This window comes from Vibrio sp. F13 (assembly GCF_020806305.2).
GTDB classification, from domain to species: Bacteria; Pseudomonadota; Gammaproteobacteria; order Enterobacterales; family Vibrionaceae; genus Vibrio; species Vibrio crassostreae_C.
Window position 1 is genome coordinate 2,915,407 of record NZ_CP170175.1, and the last position, 18,890, is coordinate 2,934,296.

An 18,890-nucleotide genomic window follows, 5' to 3' on the forward strand; every position below is an offset into this window, starting at 1 on the left:
ATAACTTAGGAGAAATTTTATGTGGTATTTCGCATGGATTTTGGGTGTACTTCTAGCATGTGCATTCGGCATCATCAATGCTCTATGGTTAGAGCATTCAGAAATGATGGATAAAGACAGTGAGTAATCTCGCGGAGCAAATCGCTAAACTGCATCAACCAATGGATAAGACTCTGTTAAGAGCTTTATCCCTCGTATTGGGTTTCATGCATGTTGGTTTAGTGATGTGGGATCCTGAAGCGTATGCGACAAGCATAGGTGGCTTTAACGCGATTATCGGGCCAATGTTCATTTGGGCAGTGTGCTCAAGCATGGTTTACGGTATCGGATTTAAGCCTAGAGCTTGGATGTGGCAGCTACTGTTTAGCCCATACGTTTCACTCACAATTTTGCTCTACCTAACGGTGTTGCGCCTTTTATAAAAGGCAGAAGATTTAGGTTCATAACGACGTGAACCTTTATACTTGTTGGGTTTTTAGCCAAAAAGAGGTCATCTTATACAGATGGCCTTTTTTTTCGTCTATTAAATCAAAAAATTCACAGCGATATACTATTAATGATAAGGAGTTAGGTTATAGTGAGATCTTTATCGTTTTGGATTGTGGTATCAAATTGCAGGGAATATCTAAGCCATTTACGTGGCCAGTGACAGTGTATTACGAAGACACCGATGCAGGTGGTGTTGTATACCATTCAAACTATCTTAAGTTTTTCGAACGCGCTCGAACTGAGATGTTGCGCTCAATTGGCGTCTCTCAGCAAGTCTTGTTAGAACAAAATATCGGTTTCGTAGTCCGACATATGGACATTGATTTTATTCAAGGTGCGCGACTTGATGATTCTTTACAAGTCATTACAAATATTTACGAGTTGAAGCGAGCTACCTTGGTCTTCTGTCAAGAGATCGTAAATCCTGATGGCAAGGCATTGTGTAAAGCAATGGTTAAGGTAGCATGTATCGATAATCAAAAAATGAAACCCAAAGCAATGCCAACATTTATTCTCACGGAGCTAACGAATAGTGACTGCTGAAATCTCAATCTTAGGCCTAATATTAGAAGCTAGCTTACTAGTTAAGATGGTCATGCTGATTCTTATGGGCATGTCTGTTGTTTCTTGGGCAATGATCATAAAAAGAAGTAAAGTATTATCTCAAGCTTCTAAACAAACTGACGTATTTGAAGATAAGTTCTGGTCAGGCGTTGATCTCGCAAAACTGTACCAAGAGAGCAATAAGCGCAAAGACGAGCTTTCTGGTACTGAAGAAATTTTCTACGCAGGCTTTACTGAGTTCGCTCGCCTTCGTAAATCGAATGCAACATCTCCTGACTTCATTATGGAAGGCACTGGCCGTGCAATGCGCGTAGCGGTTGCCCGTGAAGTAGACGAGCTAGAAACCAACTTACCTTTCCTAGCAACGGTCGGTTCTATTAGTCCATACATCGGCCTATTTGGTACGGTATGGGGCATCATGCACTCGTTCATCGCATTAGGTGAAGTGAAGCAAGCGACATTAGCAATGGTTGCTCCTGGTATTGCAGAGGCACTGATCGCGACAGCAATGGGCCTATTTGCAGCAATTCCTGCTGTTATGGCTTACAACCGCTTTAGCAGTCGAGTCGGTAAGCTAGAACACAACTATGCGACTTTCTCTGAAGAGTTCCACAGTATTCTTCACCGTCAAGCGATGGCTGGCAGGGAATAATAGATGGCCGGATACCAACCTAAAAAACGCAAAATGACAGCAGAGATTAACGTTGTACCTTACATCGACGTTATGCTTGTTTTGCTGATTATTTTTATGGTGACTTCGCCATTCGTTACTCAAGGCGTAGACGTTGAATTGCCTAAGGCTTCAACGGCTCAGTCTGCACAAGATCTATTGGGTGACGACAATGCGAGCTTTATTATCGTTGAAGTGAACAAAGACGGTGAGCTTGGTTTGAGTGTGAACAACGAAGAAGTACAGCGTGGTTTATCGATGGAAGACATTATCGTCCGAGTGAAAGCTGAGCTGTCCCTTAAGCCAAACTCTCCAGTGGCGGTTGGTGGTGATGCCGCAACGCCTTACGCTGAAGTGGTTTTATTACTTGATGAATTAAGCCGTGCAGGTGTGCCAAAGGTTGGCCTATTAACGGATATAAGGGAATAGCTCCGTAGCATTCATGAAAGCGAATAATAAGAAATCCAATAATTTTAGATCACCGCTTCTTATCTCTCTTGGGCTGCACGTCATCTTATTCGTTGCGCTTATTTGGGGGGCGGATTTCACGATGTCAGAGCCAAAGCCTACAGGGCAGATGGTTCAAGCAGTGGTGATTGATCCTCAGTTGGTTCGCCAGCAAGCTCAACAGATTCGTCAACAAAGAGAAGCGGCAAGCAAGAAAGAGCAAGAGCGTCTTGACAAACTCAGACGTGAAAGCGAACGACTTGAAAAGAATCGTAAAGCTGAAGAAGAAAATATTCGCAAGCTAAAAGAACAGCAAGCGAAAGAAGCTAAAGCAACTCGTGAAGCTGAAAAGCGTCGAGTTGAGAAAGAGAAACAACGCAAAGCTGAAGAAGCGCGTTTACAGCAAGAGCAAAAGAAAGCCGCTAAAGCCGAAGCTGACCGTAAGCTAAAAGAAGCTGCGTTAGTGAAAGCCGAGAACGAGCGTAAAGCCAAAGAAGCGGCAATCGCAAAAGCTGAACAAGAACGCGTGGCAAAAGAAAAAGCAGCGAAAGAGGCAGCAGACAAAGCTCGTAAAGAGAAAGAAGCCGCTGAACTCGCGGAAAAGCAACGCATAGCGAAAGAGAAAGAAGCGGCAGCCGCAGCAGAGAAAGCCCGTAAGGCAAAAGAAGCTGCAGCAAAAGCAGAAAAAGAGCGTAAACAACAAGAAGCCGCATTGAACGATATCTTTGCTGGGCTTGAAACGGAAGCGACTCAAAACTCTTCAGCAAGACAACAATTTATCACTGATGAAGCGCAACGTTACGGGGCTATCTATACCCAACTGATTCAACAGAACCTGTTGTTAGAAGACAGCTATCGAGGACGCTCATGTCGAGTGAACCTTAAGCTGATTCCAACGGGCTCTAACGCGATATTGGGTAGTTTGAGTATCTTAGATGGCGATAGCCGTTTATGTGCAGCAACCAAGCGTGCGGTGGCACAAGTACAATCTTACCCGTTGCCTAAAGACCCAGACATTGTGAACTCACTGAAAGACATTAACTTAACTGTATCACCAGAGTAAAAGGACGAACTTGTGTTAAAGAAACTATTACTGAGTTTTGTTTTCTTAATAGCTACAAGCAGCCAGTTTGCACATGCAGCGCTGGAGCTGGTTATTACAGACGGTATTAACTCTGCAAGACCTATAGCTATTGTACCTTTCCGTTGGGAAGGCTCAGAGCCATTGCCACACGATGTATCAGCGGTTATCGCTTCTGACTTACAGCGCAGTGGTAAATTCAGCCCAGTTGCGACAAGCAAAATGCCTCAAACGCCTTACAGCGAAACTGAGGTTAACTTTGATGCTTGGACTAACCTAGGTGTTGACTCATTGCTTACCGGTAGTATCACTAAAAATGCCGAAGGGCAGTATGTGGTGAATTACCAATTGATCGACATTGTTCGTGGTCAACTGACCAAAGGACAAAGTCGTGCGCTGAGTGATGAAGGCCAATTAGTGCTTTCTAAAGATCACGTTCTATTCAATAAGAAGGCTACGGTTCCTGGTAATCGCTTGAGAGAGTACGCACACCGTATCTCAGACCTAGTGTATGAAGAGCTAACTGGTGAGAAAGGCGCGTTCTTAACTCGTATCTCTTACGTGGTAGTGAACGATAAAGACAAGTACCCGTATCAACTTCGTGTTGCTGACTACGATGGCTTTAACGAGCGTTTAGTACTTCGTTCTAAGCAGCCTCTCATGTCTCCAGCATGGTCACCAGACGGCAAAAAGCTAGCTTATGTGAGCTTCCAGAATGGCCAAGCTGAAATATTCATCATGAATATTTACACGGGTGAACGTGAAAAAGTGACGTCATACCCTCGTCACAATGGTGCGCCAAGATTCTCGCCAGATGGTAAAACATTGGCATTGGTATTGTCGAAAACGGGCAGCCTTCAGGTGTACACACTTGACCTTGCTAGCCGTAAGCTGACTCAAATTACCCGCGGCCGTTCGAATAATACTGAACCATTCTGGCACCCAGATGGCAAGTCTCTTATTTTCACATCGGATCGTGGTGGTAAACCACAGATTTATAATGTAAATTTGTCCAATAATTCGACTTCTCGTATTACTTGGCAAGGTAGCCAAAACTTAGGTGGCCAGATCACTCCTGATGGTCGATTCATGATCATGGTGAATCGCAGCAACTCAGGTTTTAACTTGGCTAAGCAAGATTTGGAAACCGGTGCGGTTCAGGTACTAACAAAAACATTGTTAGATGAGTCTCCAAGTATTGCACCGAATGGAGGTATGGTTATCTATAGCTCTATTTACAACAAAACAAATGTACTATCGATGGTTTCTATCGATGGACGTTTTAAAGCTAGATTACCGGCAACTAACGGACGCGTAAGAGCGCCTGCATGGTCACCGTTCCTCTAGGGAAAATTACATATTCTTTTAGCTATTGATAGTGTTAACTATTGTGGCATTTAACTATCTATAGCACTCTTAGTCGCTGTAGAAACTAAGTTTGATAACGTAAGGAAAAAAAGATGCAACTTAACAAAGTTCTTAAAGGCTTGATGATTGCACTACCAGTGATGGCAGTAACGGCATGTAGCTCAACTGATGAAGCAACATCTGCAACATCTGGTACTGAAAGCAACCAAACAACTTCAGGTTCAGAAGGCAATGTAGACACAACTGTTGTAACGCCAATTGACGCTAACGGTCAACTGTCTGAGCAAGAGCTTAAAGAGCAAGCGCTACGTGAAACTCAAACAATCTACTTCGCATTCGATAACTCTACTATCGCTGGCGATTACGAAGAAATGCTAGCAGCTCACGCAGCATACCTAGTTAAGAACGTTGACATGAACGTTACTATCGAAGGTCACGCTGATGAGCGCGGTACTCCTGAGTACAACATCGCACTTGGCGAGCGTCGTGCACAAGCTGTAGCGAAATACCTACAAGCTCTAGGTGTTCAAGCTGACCAAATCTCTATCGTAAGCTACGGTGAAGAGAAGCCACTTCTTCTAGGTCAATCTGAAGATGTGTACGCTAAAAACCGTCGCGCAGTACTAGTTTACTAATTTTAGTAGACTATATAATTGAGGAATTGCCTCATGTTCAGTAACACAAAGCGAGTCATTTTGCTTTCGTTACTGGCAAGTGCAGCGAACACCGCGTTCGCTGCACCAGCTCCAGTATCCGATCTCAATAGCACCGCAACCAATTCATCATCTTCCTCTCGATCAGCATCTAACGAATCAGATATTGAGCGTTTAGAGCGCCTGCTTCAAAATCGCAATCTCGTTCAGCTTCAAATGCAACAGCAAATCGACGACATGGCACTGGAGATCAGTGAACTTCGTGGTGATCTGGAACGAAACAGCTACGATATGAAGCAAATGCTAGAGCGTCAGCGTGAACTGTTCATTGAACTGGATCGCGTAAGAGGCGAGGTGAAAGCAGCAGGAACAGCAACGGTAGCAGTGGCGGCGAGCGAAGGCTCTAAAGACGCTTCTGGTACGTTCAGTACTGATGTGGATGAGCAAACTGCTTATCAAAATGCTGTAGATATGATTCTAAAGCAACGAGACTACACGGGTGCTATCGCTGCATTCCAAAAGTTTCAAAAAGACTTCCCAGATTCTACCTTCACACCTAACTCACATTACTGGTTAGGTCAGCTTTATTTCGCTAAGAAGCAAGATAAAGAAGCCGTGAAGAGCTTCGCTGCTGTTGTGTCGTACAAAGACTCAAACAAGCGAGCAGATGCACTGGTTAAGCTTGGTGACATAGCAGCGCGCAACAACAACGCGACGCAAGCTAAGAAATATTACCAACAAGTCGTAACCGAGCACCCAAACAGTGCTTCGGCTAAAGTGGCCAAAACCCACTTATAACCAAAATAGGGGTGCTTAGGCGCCTCTTTTTTATACCTGTTCACTTCCGTTTAGTGTTTACTTCTCTTGCTAGTGATGACAACACATCGCCTTGTTTATGCGTTTTAAGCATTAGCTAGTCACCGCTTGCAACCAATCCTTTTTGATCCCAATCGCTGTCCTGTGTAGAATACTCGGATTCTCGGAAGAAGTTGCGTAGAGCAAGAGCAATGAGTCATATACTAGATAAAATCGATACAGTTTACCCGTTTCCGCCTAAGCCAGTTCCATTGAGCGACGCTCAGAAACAGGCCCACATCGCAAACATCAAAAAACTACTTCAAGAAAAAGATGCAGTTCTAATTGCACACTACTACACCGATCCTGAAATTCAGGCTCTGGCAGAAGAAACTGGTGGTTTCGTTGGCGATTCATTAGAGATGGCTAAGTTCGGTAACCGTCACTCAGCAAGCACTTTGATCATCGCTGGTGTTCGTTTCATGGGTGAGTCTGCAAAGATTCTTACTCCTGAAAAACGCATTTTAATGCCAACACTTGAAGCTGAATGTTCGCTTGATCTTGGCTGCCCAGCTGACAAATTTACAGAATTTTGTGATGCTCACCCTGACCACACTGTGGTTGTATACGCGAACACCTCTGCAGCTGTTAAAGCTCGTGCAGACTGGGTAGTTACGTCGAGCATCGCTTTAGAAATCGTTGAAAGCCTAGACGCTGAAGGCAAACCCATTATTTGGGGGCCAGACCGTCACCTAGGTTCTTACATCGCAAATCAAACTGGCGCTGACATGTTGCTTTGGCAAGGTGAGTGTATCGTTCATGATGAGTTCTCAGCTGATGCTTTGAAGAAAATGAAATCGGTATACCCAGAAGCGGCTATCTTGGTTCACCCAGAATCACCAGCAAGCGTGGTTGAACTGGCTGACGCTGTAGGCTCAACAAGCCAACTGATCAAGAAAGCAAAAGAGCTGCCTCATCCACAGATGATTGTTGCGACAGACAAAGGCATCTTCTTCAAGATGCAGCAATTGGTTCCTGAAAAAGAGCTGATTGAAGCGCCGACAGCGGGTGCTGGTGCAACGTGTCGTAGCTGCGCACACTGTCCTTGGATGGCAATGAACGGCCTTGAAGCGATTGAAAACGCGCTTGAGAATGGTGGTGAGCAACACGAAATCTTCGTTTCTGACGAATTACGCGTGAAGTCTCTTATTCCATTGAACCGCATGCTAGATTTTGCAGAGCAGTTAAATGTGCAGGTAAAAGGTAACGCGTAAGTCGTTCTTTTATCTAACCAATAAAAAAACCAGCCAATAGTGCTGGTTTTTTTGTATCTGCGTATAGGCCGCCAATATCAATCTTGTGGTCATGTATCTTTTTCTGATGATACATCTTGTTGATATCGCGTATTTTTTCTAGCATGTAAGTAAGAGGAAAAGATTAGAGGCTCGAATGATAATCTGGTTACAACTCAAACGCTGGATCAAAGCAAACATCTTTGTTTTGAATGGCAAAAACTTACTGTTCACTTTTCTTGGCTACATCGCTTTATCGTGGTCGATGCTGTATTTGGCGGGTGAAACAGATTTAACCAGTTCGGTTACCGTATTCGCTTACTACTTGGTGGTGACGGCTTCTACGGTTGGTTATGGTGATTTATCACCGACCACGGTAGCGGGGCAGTGGATCGTTATTCTATTTGTGATTCCAGGCGGGTTGAGCCTTTTTGCCGCGTTGCTCGGTAAAGTGGCGACAGAAGGTGTTGAATATTGGCGAGCGGGCTTGCTAGGAAAAAGGAGAGTTAGAGTGGACAACCACATTTTGATGTTGGGGTGGAATGAGCAAAGAACCATTCATCTCATCCGCATGCTACAACACGAAGAAACGGGTAAACGACCAATCGTGCTATGTACGCGTTCAGATATCGAGAACCCGTTACCCGGTGAAATCAATTTCGTCAAAGTAAACAGCTACACCGATGGCAAAGAGATGGAGAAAACGGGCATTGAGTCTGCAAGTTGCATCCTGATTGATAACCCAGAAGACGACATTACGTTATCTGCGGCGCTTTACTGTGCCAACCGAAACCCTAAAGCGCACCTTCTTGTTTACTTTAAAGATGAAGCGCTGAGCGATTTGTTACACAAGCATTGCCCTAACTCAGAATGTATTCCAGCGGTGGGTGCTGAGATGCTAGCAAAGGCTGCGGTAGACCCAGGTTCCAGTGCGCTTCACCAAGAATTATTGAGCTCAACAAGAGGCATGACACAGTATTCAACGTATTTCCCTGAAGACGCTGAGTCTGTCACCGTCGCGCCTATTTTCTCAGTGTTTAAAGAGAAGTATCAAGCAACTCTGATCGCCATTGATACGGGGAGCGGTATTGAACTCAACCCAGAGTTAGATCAAGTGGTCAGCAGTGGCACTAAGCTGTTTTATATTGCTGATGAGCGAATTGATGACTTCGATTGGAAAGGCTTCTAAAGCGACTATTTTATTTCGTCTGAAAACTAAAAAAGGCCTCATAATGAGGCCTTTTGGCTTGTATAAAGCTAACTGTTATTGAGCTTCAGCCAGTGCAATGCCACGCTGCGTTAGTCCGCAAAGCATCACAGGAACAGCGTTAAAGATCTCTTCGAACTGCTCTAGGCCTTCGATGCCTTGCTCTGCAAGCGTAGCAATTGACGTTTCTGGATCGTAAAGCATGCTCAGTGACAGCAGGACACCGCCAACGAGTGCGTTATCTTCGCTCTCTTCAGGCATTAGTGTTTCCCAATCGTCGCGAGCAATCTGCCAGCCTTGAAGCAAGCCTTCACAAAAATCACGAGCGGCAGTGTTCACCACTTCTTCGTCGTCTAATTGACAAGCTTCAGGCCAAACCCAAGTCCCTTCAATCAGTTCTGGGCGGGTTTTATTCCAAAGCTCGATGATAACTTCAATGTAGCTTTCTAGCTGTTCACCATCCGTAAAAGGTGCGACTTCTTCGCCACCCCATAAGAACGGTAGCCACTCATGCGGGGTTAACACATTCGGTGCCGCTGCCATTGCAGTAACAAAGCCCATTGTTTTGTGTTCTGTGATTAGCTTTCCTTCCAACTCTGGAAGCGCAAGAATATCTTGTAAAGTCAAAGTGAGGTACCGTAAAAGGGAACATATTTGCGCTTATAGTACCAATGAACTTGTGCCAATCAAGCTTCAATCTAAAAAGGCTTGATGTCATGGATGATAAACACTAGGTTTAACAGAAAAGAAAACAATAAAAGAATTATGCAGATACGGTCGTCTTTAAAGAAAAAAAGCATGGTAGCGCTTGGATTATACCTTGCGATGTTTATTGCCATTGTCGGTAGTGTGACGTATTACGTCGTAGAATCCCCTGTGCGCGTCAAATTACAACAAAACCTCGACTTGCGTACGCAACTGTTATCCGCATTGATTACAGAGCCACTCAGTAGTTCTCGAGGCTTCGTAGACAGTCTCGTTGGGTTTGCTCAAGCGCATCGTAACGGTGATGATGTTATTCCGCTCTTTAAGTCCATGTTGGCGGCGAGCGACGATACGATTGTCAGTGCCGGTATTTGGCCCGAACCTTATGCGCTTGATTCTAAAAAGCTTCTCAACAGTTACTTTTTTAATAAAGCCGACGATGGAATAATCGACCAGATATATTCTTACAACAACCCCCAAAATGCCCCTTATCAAGAAGAGTATTGGTACACCTCTGTCGTCAACCAAAAACAAGGCACGATCTCTTGGAGCGATGTGTATATCGATCCATACACACACGTTCGAATGATTACGGCGTCTTCCCCTTATTATTACGACGGTACTTTTGCCGGTGTTGCCACGGTGGATCTCTCGCTCGAAGAGCTGCTTGGTTTTATCAAGAACCACGCCGAAGAATACAACCTTGGCATTACGCTCAGAGATAAGCTTAACCAAGTGTTGGTTTCGCATAACTTTAATCTCGTTGAAGGCATTTACATCAGTAGCAATCAATTTGGTGATTTCGGCTGGCAAGTGGATGTGGTGAACTCCAAATCACGAGTAGAAGACGAAGTGTTTCGTCAGGTGATGAGCATTGAAGGCGGTATTGTTCCGCTATTGCTACTTTGTGTCATGGCGGGGTATTACTTATTGAACCGTTATTTGATTAGTCCAATCACAAGGATTGCAGCACAGGTTGATAGTTCGAAAGCCGGCGAAATCATTGATGTGGATTACTCGAGTGATGACGAAATCGGCCATTTGATTAAAACCTTCAACGAAAAGACCATTTATCTCGAAGCGGAAAAGGTTAAAGCTCAGGCATCCACCAATGCAAAAACCGCTTTCCTTGCGACCTTGTCACATGAAATTCGCACTCCGATGAATGGGGTATTGGGTACCGCTCAAATCCTATTAAAAACGCCTCTAAATTCTGAACAAGAGAAGCATCTTAAGAGCTTGTATGAGTCCGGCGATCATATGATGACTCTACTCAACGAGATCTTAGACTTCTCGAAGATCGAGCAGGGCAGGTTGGATCTTGATGAAACGCGTTTCCCGCTTGATTCGATCATCGGCAGTATTAACAGTGTTTACTACACATTGTCTTCCGAGAAAGGGCTTCAATTCAAAGTGTACTCTGAGGTGACTTCGGGTCGTTGGTACTTCTCAGATAAAGCTCGCCTTCGCCAAATTTTGTTTAATCTATTGAACAACGCGGTGAAGTTCACCTCCAGAGGCTTTGTTGAGGTGTACCTGAAAGAAGTTGTAGAGGGGAGTGACACCTATCTGAGCATTCGAGTTCGTGATACCGGAATTGGTATTTCTAAAGAAGCTCAGAAGCGTATTTTTAAACCGTTTGAACAAGCGGAGTCTTCGACCACAAGGCGTTTTGGCGGTACTGGCCTTGGCCTCGCGATTGTGAAGAAAATTGCCCAGTTGATGGATGGCAGTATTACCGTCACCAGTGAAGAAGGGATAGGCACGAGTTTTGATGTTCGCTTGAAGATTCAGCCATGTCAGCCAGGAGAAATCGAGAGTTTGCCACATAAGAAGTTGGACTACTCTGGCTTAAAGGTACTGATCGTCGAGGACAACCGAACTAACACGGTGATCATTGAAGCCTTCATGAGCAGTAAAGGCTTTACCTGTAAGAGCGTCGAAAACGGTGAACTTGCGATACAAGCCGTGGTTGCTGAGCGCTTTGATTTGGTGCTCATGGATAACCATATGCCTGTGATGGATGGCGTTGAATCAACCACTGCTATTCGTGCTTTGATAGGCGATGTGTCATCGGTATTGGTGTTTGGTTGTACGGCTGATGTCTTTAAAGAGACTCGTGAGCGTATGTTGGGGGCAGGTGTGGATTATATTATTGCTAAGCCGATTGACGAGCGTGAACTGGATGATGCCTTGTTCCGCTATTCAAATAAGCTTTATCAATACCATGAAGTAAAAGCGGATGAGCTCGAAAGCCAAGACGTAAAACCACACGATTCGAAAAGTAAAAGCGAGTCACTGCCTAAACCTGATCTTCGCAACAAAGATAACACTGAAGAGCTGTTAGTGACGTTGTATGTGGCGCTAGAAGACAACAACCTAGAACTGATTCAATTTGCACTAGAGAGCCTACGTGTCCACGTTGAAGCTATGAACAACGCGGAACTTACTGAACAAGTCGATAAAGCGTTAGAGCAGGTTGCTTTAGGATCACCACCTACACAAGATGTCATTAATATCATTACTGTAAATCTACCTATGGCTTAAATGTTGTTTAATTACGGTAAGTAAATGACGAACTGTCCAATATTTGACCTTGGTTGGATTTTTTGGTGAAAGTGACTGCTTTTAAAGTGGTTTTTGGTTGTTAATTTACAACTTGATTTTTAATTTGGAGTGTATGACTACTAATCTTGTGATTTAATAGCGACATTATCTGGTGAGGTGCAAATGTGCCTTGTTTATATGTTACTAAATCACTAATTAAGCAGTGATATATTTTAGGTTTGTCGTCAATGAAGTCTCGTGGTCCATTTTGTATTCGAAACGCAGCTGCGGATACATTTGCTATGGTCGTTTTCTGTTTTATTTCTGGCATGATCGTAGAAGTGTTTATTTCTGGTATGACGTTTGAGCAATCTCTTGCTTCTCGAACGTTATCTATTCCTGTAAATATTGCTATCGCTTGGCCTTATGGCGTTTTTCGTGATTGGTTCTTACGCAATGGTGCAAAACTTTCAGAAAGCTCATTGATGAAAAACTTGTCTGATTTGATGGCATACGTGTTATTCCAGTCTCCAGTGTATGCGGGTATTTTGTTGGCAGTGGGTGCTTCAGGCGACCAGATCGTTACGGCTGTCACCAGTAATGCAGTTATCTCGTGCGGTATGGGCGTACTTTACGGCTATTTCCTTGATATGTGTCGTAAATGGTTTCGAGTTCCTGGCTACTATCAACAAGCTTAAGAAAAGCAACAAGCGTAAGTGCAGCGAAAGAATGAAATTTGGTTTGTTTTTGATCTAATGAGTCAATTTGTAATCGAACAAACCGAAAAAGGCACTTTTTTTGAGAATGCCCCTTGACCAAAGCAAGCAGAATCAATAAAGTAGCGCCTCGTTGAGTGACATGCTCAACACACAATTTGTGGAAGGATGGCTGAGTGGCTTAAGGCGCTCGCCTGGAAAGCGAGTATACGTTTATAGCGTATCTGGGGTTCAAATCCCCATCCTTCCACCACTATTCAAAACCCTAGCAGAAATGCTGGGGTTTTCTCGTTTTAGAGCCTCTATATCCCACCTCATCTGTATACCTCCCTAATATCCGTTCCTTTAATCATTGCTTTATAGTTATAATCTCTATTAATACCGTCGCAGAATTAACCATATTAGGTGTTTTTATCATAGATAATCGCTTGATTTTTTGGCGTGAACCTAGATTATTAATAGTACGCAATATTATGAATAATCTAACTATTAGGAATCCATAACCTCATGACAGAAACCCTAGTTTCTCCAATGCTCTCTTTTACGATCGCGATTTCATTACTGTTTATCGGTAAAGGTTTGATCGAGCGATCTGAAGTATTAAGAAAGTATTCACTGCCAGAGCCTGTGATTGGTGGCTTTGTCTGCGCAGCGACCGTAGCGGCGCTTTACTATATTTTTGAAATCCAAATCACTTTTAGCCTAGATGTCAGAGACTTTTTGCTTCTCTACTTTTTTGCTGGCATCGGGCTCCAAGCGGATATTAAAACACTGATTAAAGGCGGGCGACCGTTGTTCATCCTACTGTGTCTTGCTGCCATTTTTATCGTGTTGCAAAACGTAGTCGGAATGGCAGTCGCTTCTGGCTTTGGAATGGATGCGAAAGCAGGCTTGCTATCTGGGTCTGTTAGCTTGATAGGCGGCGTAGGCACAACGTTAGCTTGGGCGCCAATGTTTGTGGAAGAGTTTGGTATTGCTAACGCGCTCGAACTTGGTGTCGCTTCAAACACGGTTGGTTTAATTGCAGCGTGTGTGATTGGTGGCCCGATTGCCAACTACCTGCTCAATAAACACAAAGTAAGCCCTTCTAATGAAGAAGAGGTTACGGTTGGTGCATTCCAAGAGAGTGAAACAAAAACAGAGCTAAGCCACTACGGCGTTCTGTGGGCATGGTTGATTCTTAACTTAACACTGATGCTGGGTTACAGCTTGAGTGAAGTTATCGACTCAATGGGTTTGAAACTGCCGTTATTCGTTAGCTGTTTGATCGCAGGTATCCTAATCGGAAACGTTGGTCGCGCACTGTTTAAGAAACGTCGTACACAAGAGAAAATCGCTCAAGGCCGCAAAGGCTTAGCGATGATCTCTGATATTTGTTTAGGCATGTTCTTGACCATGGCATTGATGGGGTTGCGTATCTGGGATCTCGATGGACTGTTTGGCTATATCTCTGTTGTCATGAGTATCCAGATCTTGCTTTCCCTGTTGTTTACTGTGTTTGTCGTTTATTACTTGATGGGAAGCAACTACGATTCTGTGGTGATATGTTCAGGCTTCGGTGGTATCACTCTAGGCTCGACCGCAACAGCAATTGTGAACATGACGGCAGTAACTCATCGATATGGCGCAAGCCCACAAGCATTCATTGTGGTGCCATTAGTGTGTGGTTTCTTTGTTGATTTGATTAATGCGCTAGTGATCAGTTTCTTTGTTGGTCTGTAGTGAAGTGACCGGTTATTGACTGCTTGAGGTTTACATCGGGATAATGACCACAAAGGCGATGACGAAAGTCGTCGCCTTTGTTTTATCGACAGCAAGCTAAAACACGTATATCAGCCTTTGATGTGATGTCTTGAAGTGACTCGGTGCACAAGTTAGTAAGAGCAATTACGATCTTGATAAATTGGGATATATGTTCGCAGCAAATTTGTGAGACGCTTGATTAAGTGTCAGTTGAATTACAAGGAAGTTGAATGCACCACTTTAATATCCGTGCTCTTGAGTATTTAAATGCGTTGTCAAAATATGGGTCGTTACGTAAGGCATCTAAGATGATGAACGTTGACCCTGCCGCGATGAGTCGGATGTTGACACAGTTAGAAGCGCAAGCGGAAATGAAAGTATGGGAGCGCAACAACCGCCAATCACTGTTAACCGAAGCGGGTAATGAACTGCTGAATTACTACCGTTCCATTGTTCGTGGAGAGGCCGCTGTACTTGCTCGACTAACTAAGCTTAAAAACCTCAAAGGAGGCAATGTCAGCATTGCTATCGGTGAAGGATTTATTACCAACTTGGTGTCAAAACCGATGCAAACCTTCATGACTCGTTATCCTGATATCAATCTTTCTATTGAGATCGCTGGGGCATTGGATGCAGTCAAGATGTTGGAAGATCAACAGATAGACTTTGCGATAACCTATGCGTCTGCACCGCACCCTAAACTGCACTCCCACGTTGAACGCAGCCATCCGCTCGAATTGATTGCTCCGAAGGGGCACTTCCTTACGATGAAAGAAGCACCAGTGGTAATGCAAGATATTCAAGACGCTTCTCTCGCCTTGATCGATAACTCGACCGGTATGGGGAGGCTAGTAAAGCAGGCTGAACAAATTTCCCATCTTACCTTGCAGCCAAAACTTCAAACTAACTCAGTCACGGCACTGACTAACTTCGTTTCAGCAGGGTTGGGCGTCACCTTTATGCCTAAGCTCACTGTGATCGATGAAATAAAGTCAGGGCAGATTGAAGTGGTTGCGACCGAGTTGGAGATGCTATCGAAGGCGACGGTTAAGGTTCAATCTTTGAAAGGCCGTGCACTTACGCTACAAGCCGAAACCTTGTTGGATTTCTTACTCGAGAACGCCACTTTCTTAAGCCATGACGCTTACAATATCTAGGCTTAGTTGATTTACTTAGCGACTCCTACCTAAGCTTTCAAATACCGCCAATATCACACTTTCAAACTGCCGAATTCGTTTTTAAGTCGAATTGAGTTTTTGTCAACGCTCTCTCTATTGTTAAGTCAACACGTGCGGAATAAGTTACAAACCATTAACGAAACGAGTTTTACACTGACAGTTGTGTTCGGCTGGTTTTGGCTTTGTCGGGCATTAGGGGAAGAGAATGGAAGTAATTGTAATTGGCAGCGGTGTGATTGGCTTGACCAGTGCTTGGTATCTGGCGAAAGAGGGCCACTCGGTGACGGTTATCGATCGTCAAGATAGCAGTGGCAAAGAAACCAGTTTTGCGAATGCCGGGCAAATTTCTTACGGTTATTCATCACCATGGGCGGCACCGGGCATCCCTTTGAAAGCGATGAAATGGCTTACCCAAGAACATGCGCCACTTAAAGTGAAGCCTTCTCTTTCTCCAGAGTTAATGTCTTGGGCGACTAAGATGCTCGCCAACTGTAATGAAGCCAAGTACGCACAGAATAAATCGCGGATGTTACGAGTCGCTAACTACAGCCGAGATTGCCTGACTCATCTAAGAATCAGTGAAGATTTGGCTTATGAGGGCCGGCAGAAAGGCACCTTGCAAGTATTCAGAAGCGAAAAACAATTGGACGCTATTCAGCAGGATATGAAGCTATTAACAGAGAGTGGAATCGAACACTCGCTGTTTGATGTTGAACAGTGTCTGTCAGTGGAGTCTGGTTTAGCAGACGTTAAAGACAAGCTGGTGGGCGGCCTGTATTTACCACACGATGAAACCGGTGATTGTCATCAGTTCTGTTTAACCTTGACCGAAAAAGCCAAGCAACTCGGCGTTCAGTTCGTGTTTAATACCGAAGTGGTTAGGCTCAATCATCAGAATCAAACCATTGAGAGTATTACAACGACTCAAGGCGAGTTCAAAGCGGATGCTTACGTGGTCGCTTCAGGAAGCTATTCTCGAGAACTGTTGAAGCAAGTCGATTTGTCGATCCCGGTTTATCCAGTGAAAGGCTATTCGCTAACACTGCCGATCGTGAATGCAGATAAGTCACCAACCTCGACTGTGATGGATGAAACTTACAAGGTAGCGATGACGCGATTTGATGATCGTATTCGTATCGCGGGTACGGCCGAGCTTGCGGGTTTTAATTACCTGATTCCAGAAAAACGCAAAGCCACGATTGATATGGTGATTAAAGATCTTTTCCCACAAGCGGGGGACTTTTCTAAAGCCGAATACTGGACTGGGTTAAGACCAATGACGCCAGATGGCACGCCTATCATAGGAAAGACGCCTATCAAGAACCTATTTACAAATACTGGACATGGGACATTAGGTTGGACAATGGCATGTGGCTCAGGAAAGATCTTGGCAAGCGTGGTCAGTGGCTCAGCTAGTGATATTAAAACTGATGACTTAAGTATCCACCGCTATTTGTAGTGAGATGATGCAGTGATAATTAAACAACCCCATTCTTAAGCCTTAGAATGGGGTTATGGGTTCTGAGGGAGAAGATTATCTGGTGGTGGTTTCTAGCACATGGGTAAATCTATCCCACGATTTTTGGTCAGCTTCTTGTTGATAGTTGTTTGAGCCGAATACAGTAAAGGCATGTGGCGCACCACTGTAGGTGATCATTTCATGCGGAACCTTGGTTGTTTCAAGTTGAGCGGCGAGGCTGCCAAAATCTTCCATTGAGATCATGGCGTCAGCTGTGCCATGGAACACGACAACAGGAGCTTTTGTCTCAGAGTAGTCTTGCCCTTTTGGTGTCGATAAACCGCCATGGAAGGTAACATAAGCTTTCGATGGGATACCCGCACGAGCGGCTTCTAAAACGGCTGCGCCACCAAAACAGTAACCCATCATCACGTTGTTATCTAAGTTACCACCAAGCCTTTTCGCTTCCATTGCTCCCGCGCTAAGTAGCGCACGCATTTTTTCTCTGTCTTTATACAGCTCGCCTGTGTGTTGCTTTTTATCTTTCACTTCGGTCGGGCGAATGCCTTTACCAAATAGATCGATGGCGAACACGTTGTAACCGAGTTCGTTGAGCATCTCAGAACGTTTCTTTTCGTAATCGGTTAAGCCATCCCAATCGTGTATTAGCAGTACCAAAGGCGCTTGGTCACTGGCTTCACTCCAATAACCTTCGTAATCCATCCCATCGACTTGATAAGTGACGTTTTCTCCTGAAATCGCAGAGAAGGGCAGTAAAACTGAAAACAGGCCGAGCGTAGTGAGTTTTCGCATGCGTAATTCCTTTCGATGACAATTGACGTTCCAATCGAAAGTATAGATAACGCGATGATTCTCGCCAGATTTATGTCTCTAACTTGAAATGTATGGCAGGGATAGCAGGTGGCGATTACTGATAAACAGCCATCGAAAGGGAGTGCGATGGCTGTTCATGATGTGCTGAGAAATTCTCAGGTCCGCAGAAACGCGGGGGGTATTAGAGTAGAAAAGAACGGATTACTACCAAGTAGCGTTATCAGCGGTGTGACTACTTCGAAGTTCTGGGTACTTACGTTGATAGCGCGGCAACATCGACTCATTACCTAAGATGCCGCCTTGGTGGATATAGATGACGGTTTTTGTTGGGTTCTCTTCTTGCCATTGCTCTAGGCATTGCCACATCAATGGGTCGTAGAGCAGGTCGAATTCAATATCCGTCTGTTCTTGCAGATCCAACCAAGTTTGATAGTCCTGCTGGTAAAGCTTACCAAAGTGGTGTTTGGCTTTAAGTGGTAATATCTGCGGGTGATCGGTTTCGCCGAGTTCATTGAACTGCTGTGTTAGGTAATCACTGCCGCCAACACAAGCGCAAGTTAACACTGGGATGTTGTGCATTTTTAAATGCTTATGCAGATACAGAGCTGTGCTGCCTGTGCCTGCTGGAAGTGCTACCACGAAATCGTGTTTGTTTTCGAAACGCGTCCAGCTGAGTATTTCAATCGCCAGTTGCTTCACGCCGTATTCAGAAAGCTGAGAGCGTCCACCTTCTGGTAACACAATGCATTGTGAGTCAGGTTGTCTTACTTGCTCAATATACTCTTGTGGATGAAGCTCAGAGCCTGTTTCTTTGACTGAAATAACCTTAGCCCCGAGATCGATAGCGCCACGGTAGTTGCCGAGTGGGCGTTCTTGTAGCCATTGAGGCAGGTGGTCGACGTAAAACTCAAGCGTCCAGCCTTTGATTTTCGCAAGTGCGGCGAGTGAGAACAAGGAGTTAGCCTGAGCGGAACCATAGCTTATTAGAGTGGTGGTGTTTGGGCTATCGTCTTCCAGTAGCTTCATGAACTTTCTGGCTTTGTTGCCGCAAAAGTGGGAGTGAAGCTGATCGTCACGCTTTAAGAAAAAGGTGTGCTCGTTGTATTGATGTTGAGTTACAGGGCTATTATTTAGTTTCATCG

Annotated in this window: 19 protein-coding genes and 1 tRNA gene; 17 read left to right on the top strand and 3 right to left on the bottom strand. The window is 44.5% G+C overall.

Annotation, left to right across the window (positions count from 1 at the left end; translation table 11 throughout):
- Nucleotides 1-19 precede the first annotated feature (19 nt).
- The 11 genes from cydX (at nucleotide 20) to LMH68_RS13495 (ending at nucleotide 8,548) form a co-directional block, all read left to right on the top strand.
- Nucleotides 20-127 carry a cytochrome bd-I oxidase subunit CydX gene (gene cydX / locus LMH68_RS13445; RefSeq protein ID WP_000270284.1) on the top strand — a complete coding sequence of 36 codons (108 nt, stop codon included), beginning with the start codon at nucleotides 20-22 and terminating at the stop codon, nucleotides 125-127.
- On the top strand, nucleotides 120-422 hold the full coding sequence (gene ybgE / locus LMH68_RS13450; RefSeq protein ID WP_017055065.1) for a cyd operon protein YbgE: 303 nt from the start codon (nucleotides 120-122) through the stop codon (nucleotides 420-422). Before cydX ends, ybgE begins: the two co-directional genes overlap by 8 nt.
- Before the next feature lie 172 nt (nucleotides 423-594).
- Nucleotides 595-1,032, top strand: coding sequence for a tol-pal system-associated acyl-CoA thioesterase (gene ybgC, locus LMH68_RS13455; RefSeq protein ID WP_017078182.1), 438 nt, complete (start codon nucleotides 595-597; stop codon nucleotides 1,030-1,032).
- On the top strand, nucleotides 1,022-1,705 hold the full coding sequence (tolQ, locus tag LMH68_RS13460; protein ID WP_004736480.1) for a protein TolQ: 684 nt from the start codon (nucleotides 1,022-1,024) through the stop codon (nucleotides 1,703-1,705). The genes ybgC and tolQ overlap by 11 nt, the downstream gene beginning before the upstream one ends.
- A 3-nt stretch (nucleotides 1,706-1,708) precedes the next feature.
- Complete coding sequence (gene tolR, locus LMH68_RS13465) at nucleotides 1,709-2,152, top strand: protein TolR (protein WP_004736481.1); 444 nt, start codon at nucleotides 1,709-1,711, stop codon at nucleotides 2,150-2,152.
- A 13-nt stretch (nucleotides 2,153-2,165) separates the two neighbouring features.
- Entirely contained in the window at nucleotides 2,166-3,233 is a 1,068-nt protein-coding gene (tolA, locus tag LMH68_RS13470) for a cell envelope integrity protein TolA (protein ID WP_017062071.1), read from the top strand.
- 12 nt (nucleotides 3,234-3,245) lie between these two features.
- A complete protein-coding gene (gene tolB, locus LMH68_RS13475; RefSeq protein ID WP_017062070.1) occupies nucleotides 3,246-4,598 on the top strand; it encodes a Tol-Pal system beta propeller repeat protein TolB in 1,353 nt (450 codons plus the stop codon).
- Between the two features lie 113 nt (nucleotides 4,599-4,711).
- Complete coding sequence (gene pal, locus LMH68_RS13480) at nucleotides 4,712-5,254, top strand: peptidoglycan-associated lipoprotein Pal (RefSeq protein WP_017062069.1); 543 nt, start codon at nucleotides 4,712-4,714, stop codon at nucleotides 5,252-5,254.
- A 33-nt stretch (nucleotides 5,255-5,287) separates the two neighbouring features.
- Nucleotides 5,288-6,070, top strand: a complete 783-nt coding sequence (ybgF, locus tag LMH68_RS13485) for a tol-pal system protein YbgF (RefSeq protein WP_017062068.1) — start codon at nucleotides 5,288-5,290, stop codon at nucleotides 6,068-6,070.
- A gap of 209 nt (nucleotides 6,071-6,279) precedes the next feature.
- Nucleotides 6,280-7,341, top strand: coding sequence for a quinolinate synthase NadA (gene nadA / locus LMH68_RS13490; protein ID WP_017062067.1), 1,062 nt, complete (start codon nucleotides 6,280-6,282; stop codon nucleotides 7,339-7,341).
- Nucleotides 7,342-7,516: 175 nt separating this feature from the next.
- Entirely contained in the window at nucleotides 7,517-8,548 is a 1,032-nt protein-coding gene (locus LMH68_RS13495) for a potassium channel protein (RefSeq protein WP_017063519.1), read from the top strand.
- Between the two features lie 75 nt (nucleotides 8,549-8,623).
- Here the strand turns inward: LMH68_RS13495 and LMH68_RS13500 are convergent, their stop codons facing one another.
- The gene (locus LMH68_RS13500) at nucleotides 8,624-9,193 is read right to left on the bottom strand and encodes a UPF0149 family protein (protein WP_017062064.1); all 570 of its coding nucleotides are present in this window, start codon (nucleotides 9,191-9,193) and stop codon (nucleotides 8,624-8,626) included.
- A gap of 171 nt (nucleotides 9,194-9,364) precedes the next feature.
- Here LMH68_RS13500 and LMH68_RS13505 point away from each other — a divergent pair, with 171 nt between their 5' ends.
- From LMH68_RS13505 to LMH68_RS13530, 6 genes are all read left to right on the top strand, one after another.
- Complete coding sequence (locus LMH68_RS13505; RefSeq protein ID WP_229647091.1) at nucleotides 9,365-11,818, top strand: hybrid sensor histidine kinase/response regulator; 2,454 nt, start codon at nucleotides 9,365-9,367, stop codon at nucleotides 11,816-11,818.
- Nucleotides 11,819-12,066: 248 nt separating this feature from the next.
- Nucleotides 12,067-12,516, top strand: coding sequence for an L-alanine exporter AlaE (locus tag LMH68_RS13510; RefSeq protein WP_017062062.1), 450 nt, complete (start codon nucleotides 12,067-12,069; stop codon nucleotides 12,514-12,516).
- Between the two features lie 180 nt (nucleotides 12,517-12,696).
- Nucleotides 12,697-12,787 (top strand) — tRNA-Ser (locus LMH68_RS13515).
- 254 nt (nucleotides 12,788-13,041) lie between these two features.
- Entirely contained in the window at nucleotides 13,042-14,256 is a 1,215-nt protein-coding gene (gene gltS, locus LMH68_RS13520) for a sodium/glutamate symporter (protein ID WP_229647090.1), read from the top strand.
- A 251-nt stretch (nucleotides 14,257-14,507) separates the two neighbouring features.
- Complete coding sequence (locus tag LMH68_RS13525) at nucleotides 14,508-15,434, top strand: LysR family transcriptional regulator (RefSeq protein ID WP_017062039.1); 927 nt, start codon at nucleotides 14,508-14,510, stop codon at nucleotides 15,432-15,434.
- Between the two features lie 226 nt (nucleotides 15,435-15,660).
- Entirely contained in the window at nucleotides 15,661-16,914 is a 1,254-nt protein-coding gene (locus LMH68_RS13530; RefSeq protein ID WP_229647089.1) for a D-amino acid dehydrogenase, read from the top strand.
- A gap of 75 nt (nucleotides 16,915-16,989) precedes the next feature.
- Here LMH68_RS13530 and LMH68_RS13535 read toward each other — a convergent pair whose 3' ends face one another.
- Both LMH68_RS13535 and LMH68_RS13540 read right to left on the bottom strand, forming a co-directional pair.
- Nucleotides 16,990-17,727 (bottom strand): dienelactone hydrolase family protein, encoded by a 738-nt coding sequence (locus LMH68_RS13535; protein ID WP_050643811.1) that lies wholly within the window; start codon nucleotides 17,725-17,727, stop codon nucleotides 16,990-16,992.
- A gap of 225 nt (nucleotides 17,728-17,952) precedes the next feature.
- Nucleotides 17,953-18,888: a pyridoxal-phosphate dependent enzyme gene (locus LMH68_RS13540; RefSeq protein WP_229647088.1), complete on the bottom strand. Its 936-nt coding sequence runs from the start codon at nucleotides 18,886-18,888 to the stop codon at nucleotides 17,953-17,955.
- Nucleotides 18,889-18,890 lie beyond the last annotated feature (2 nt).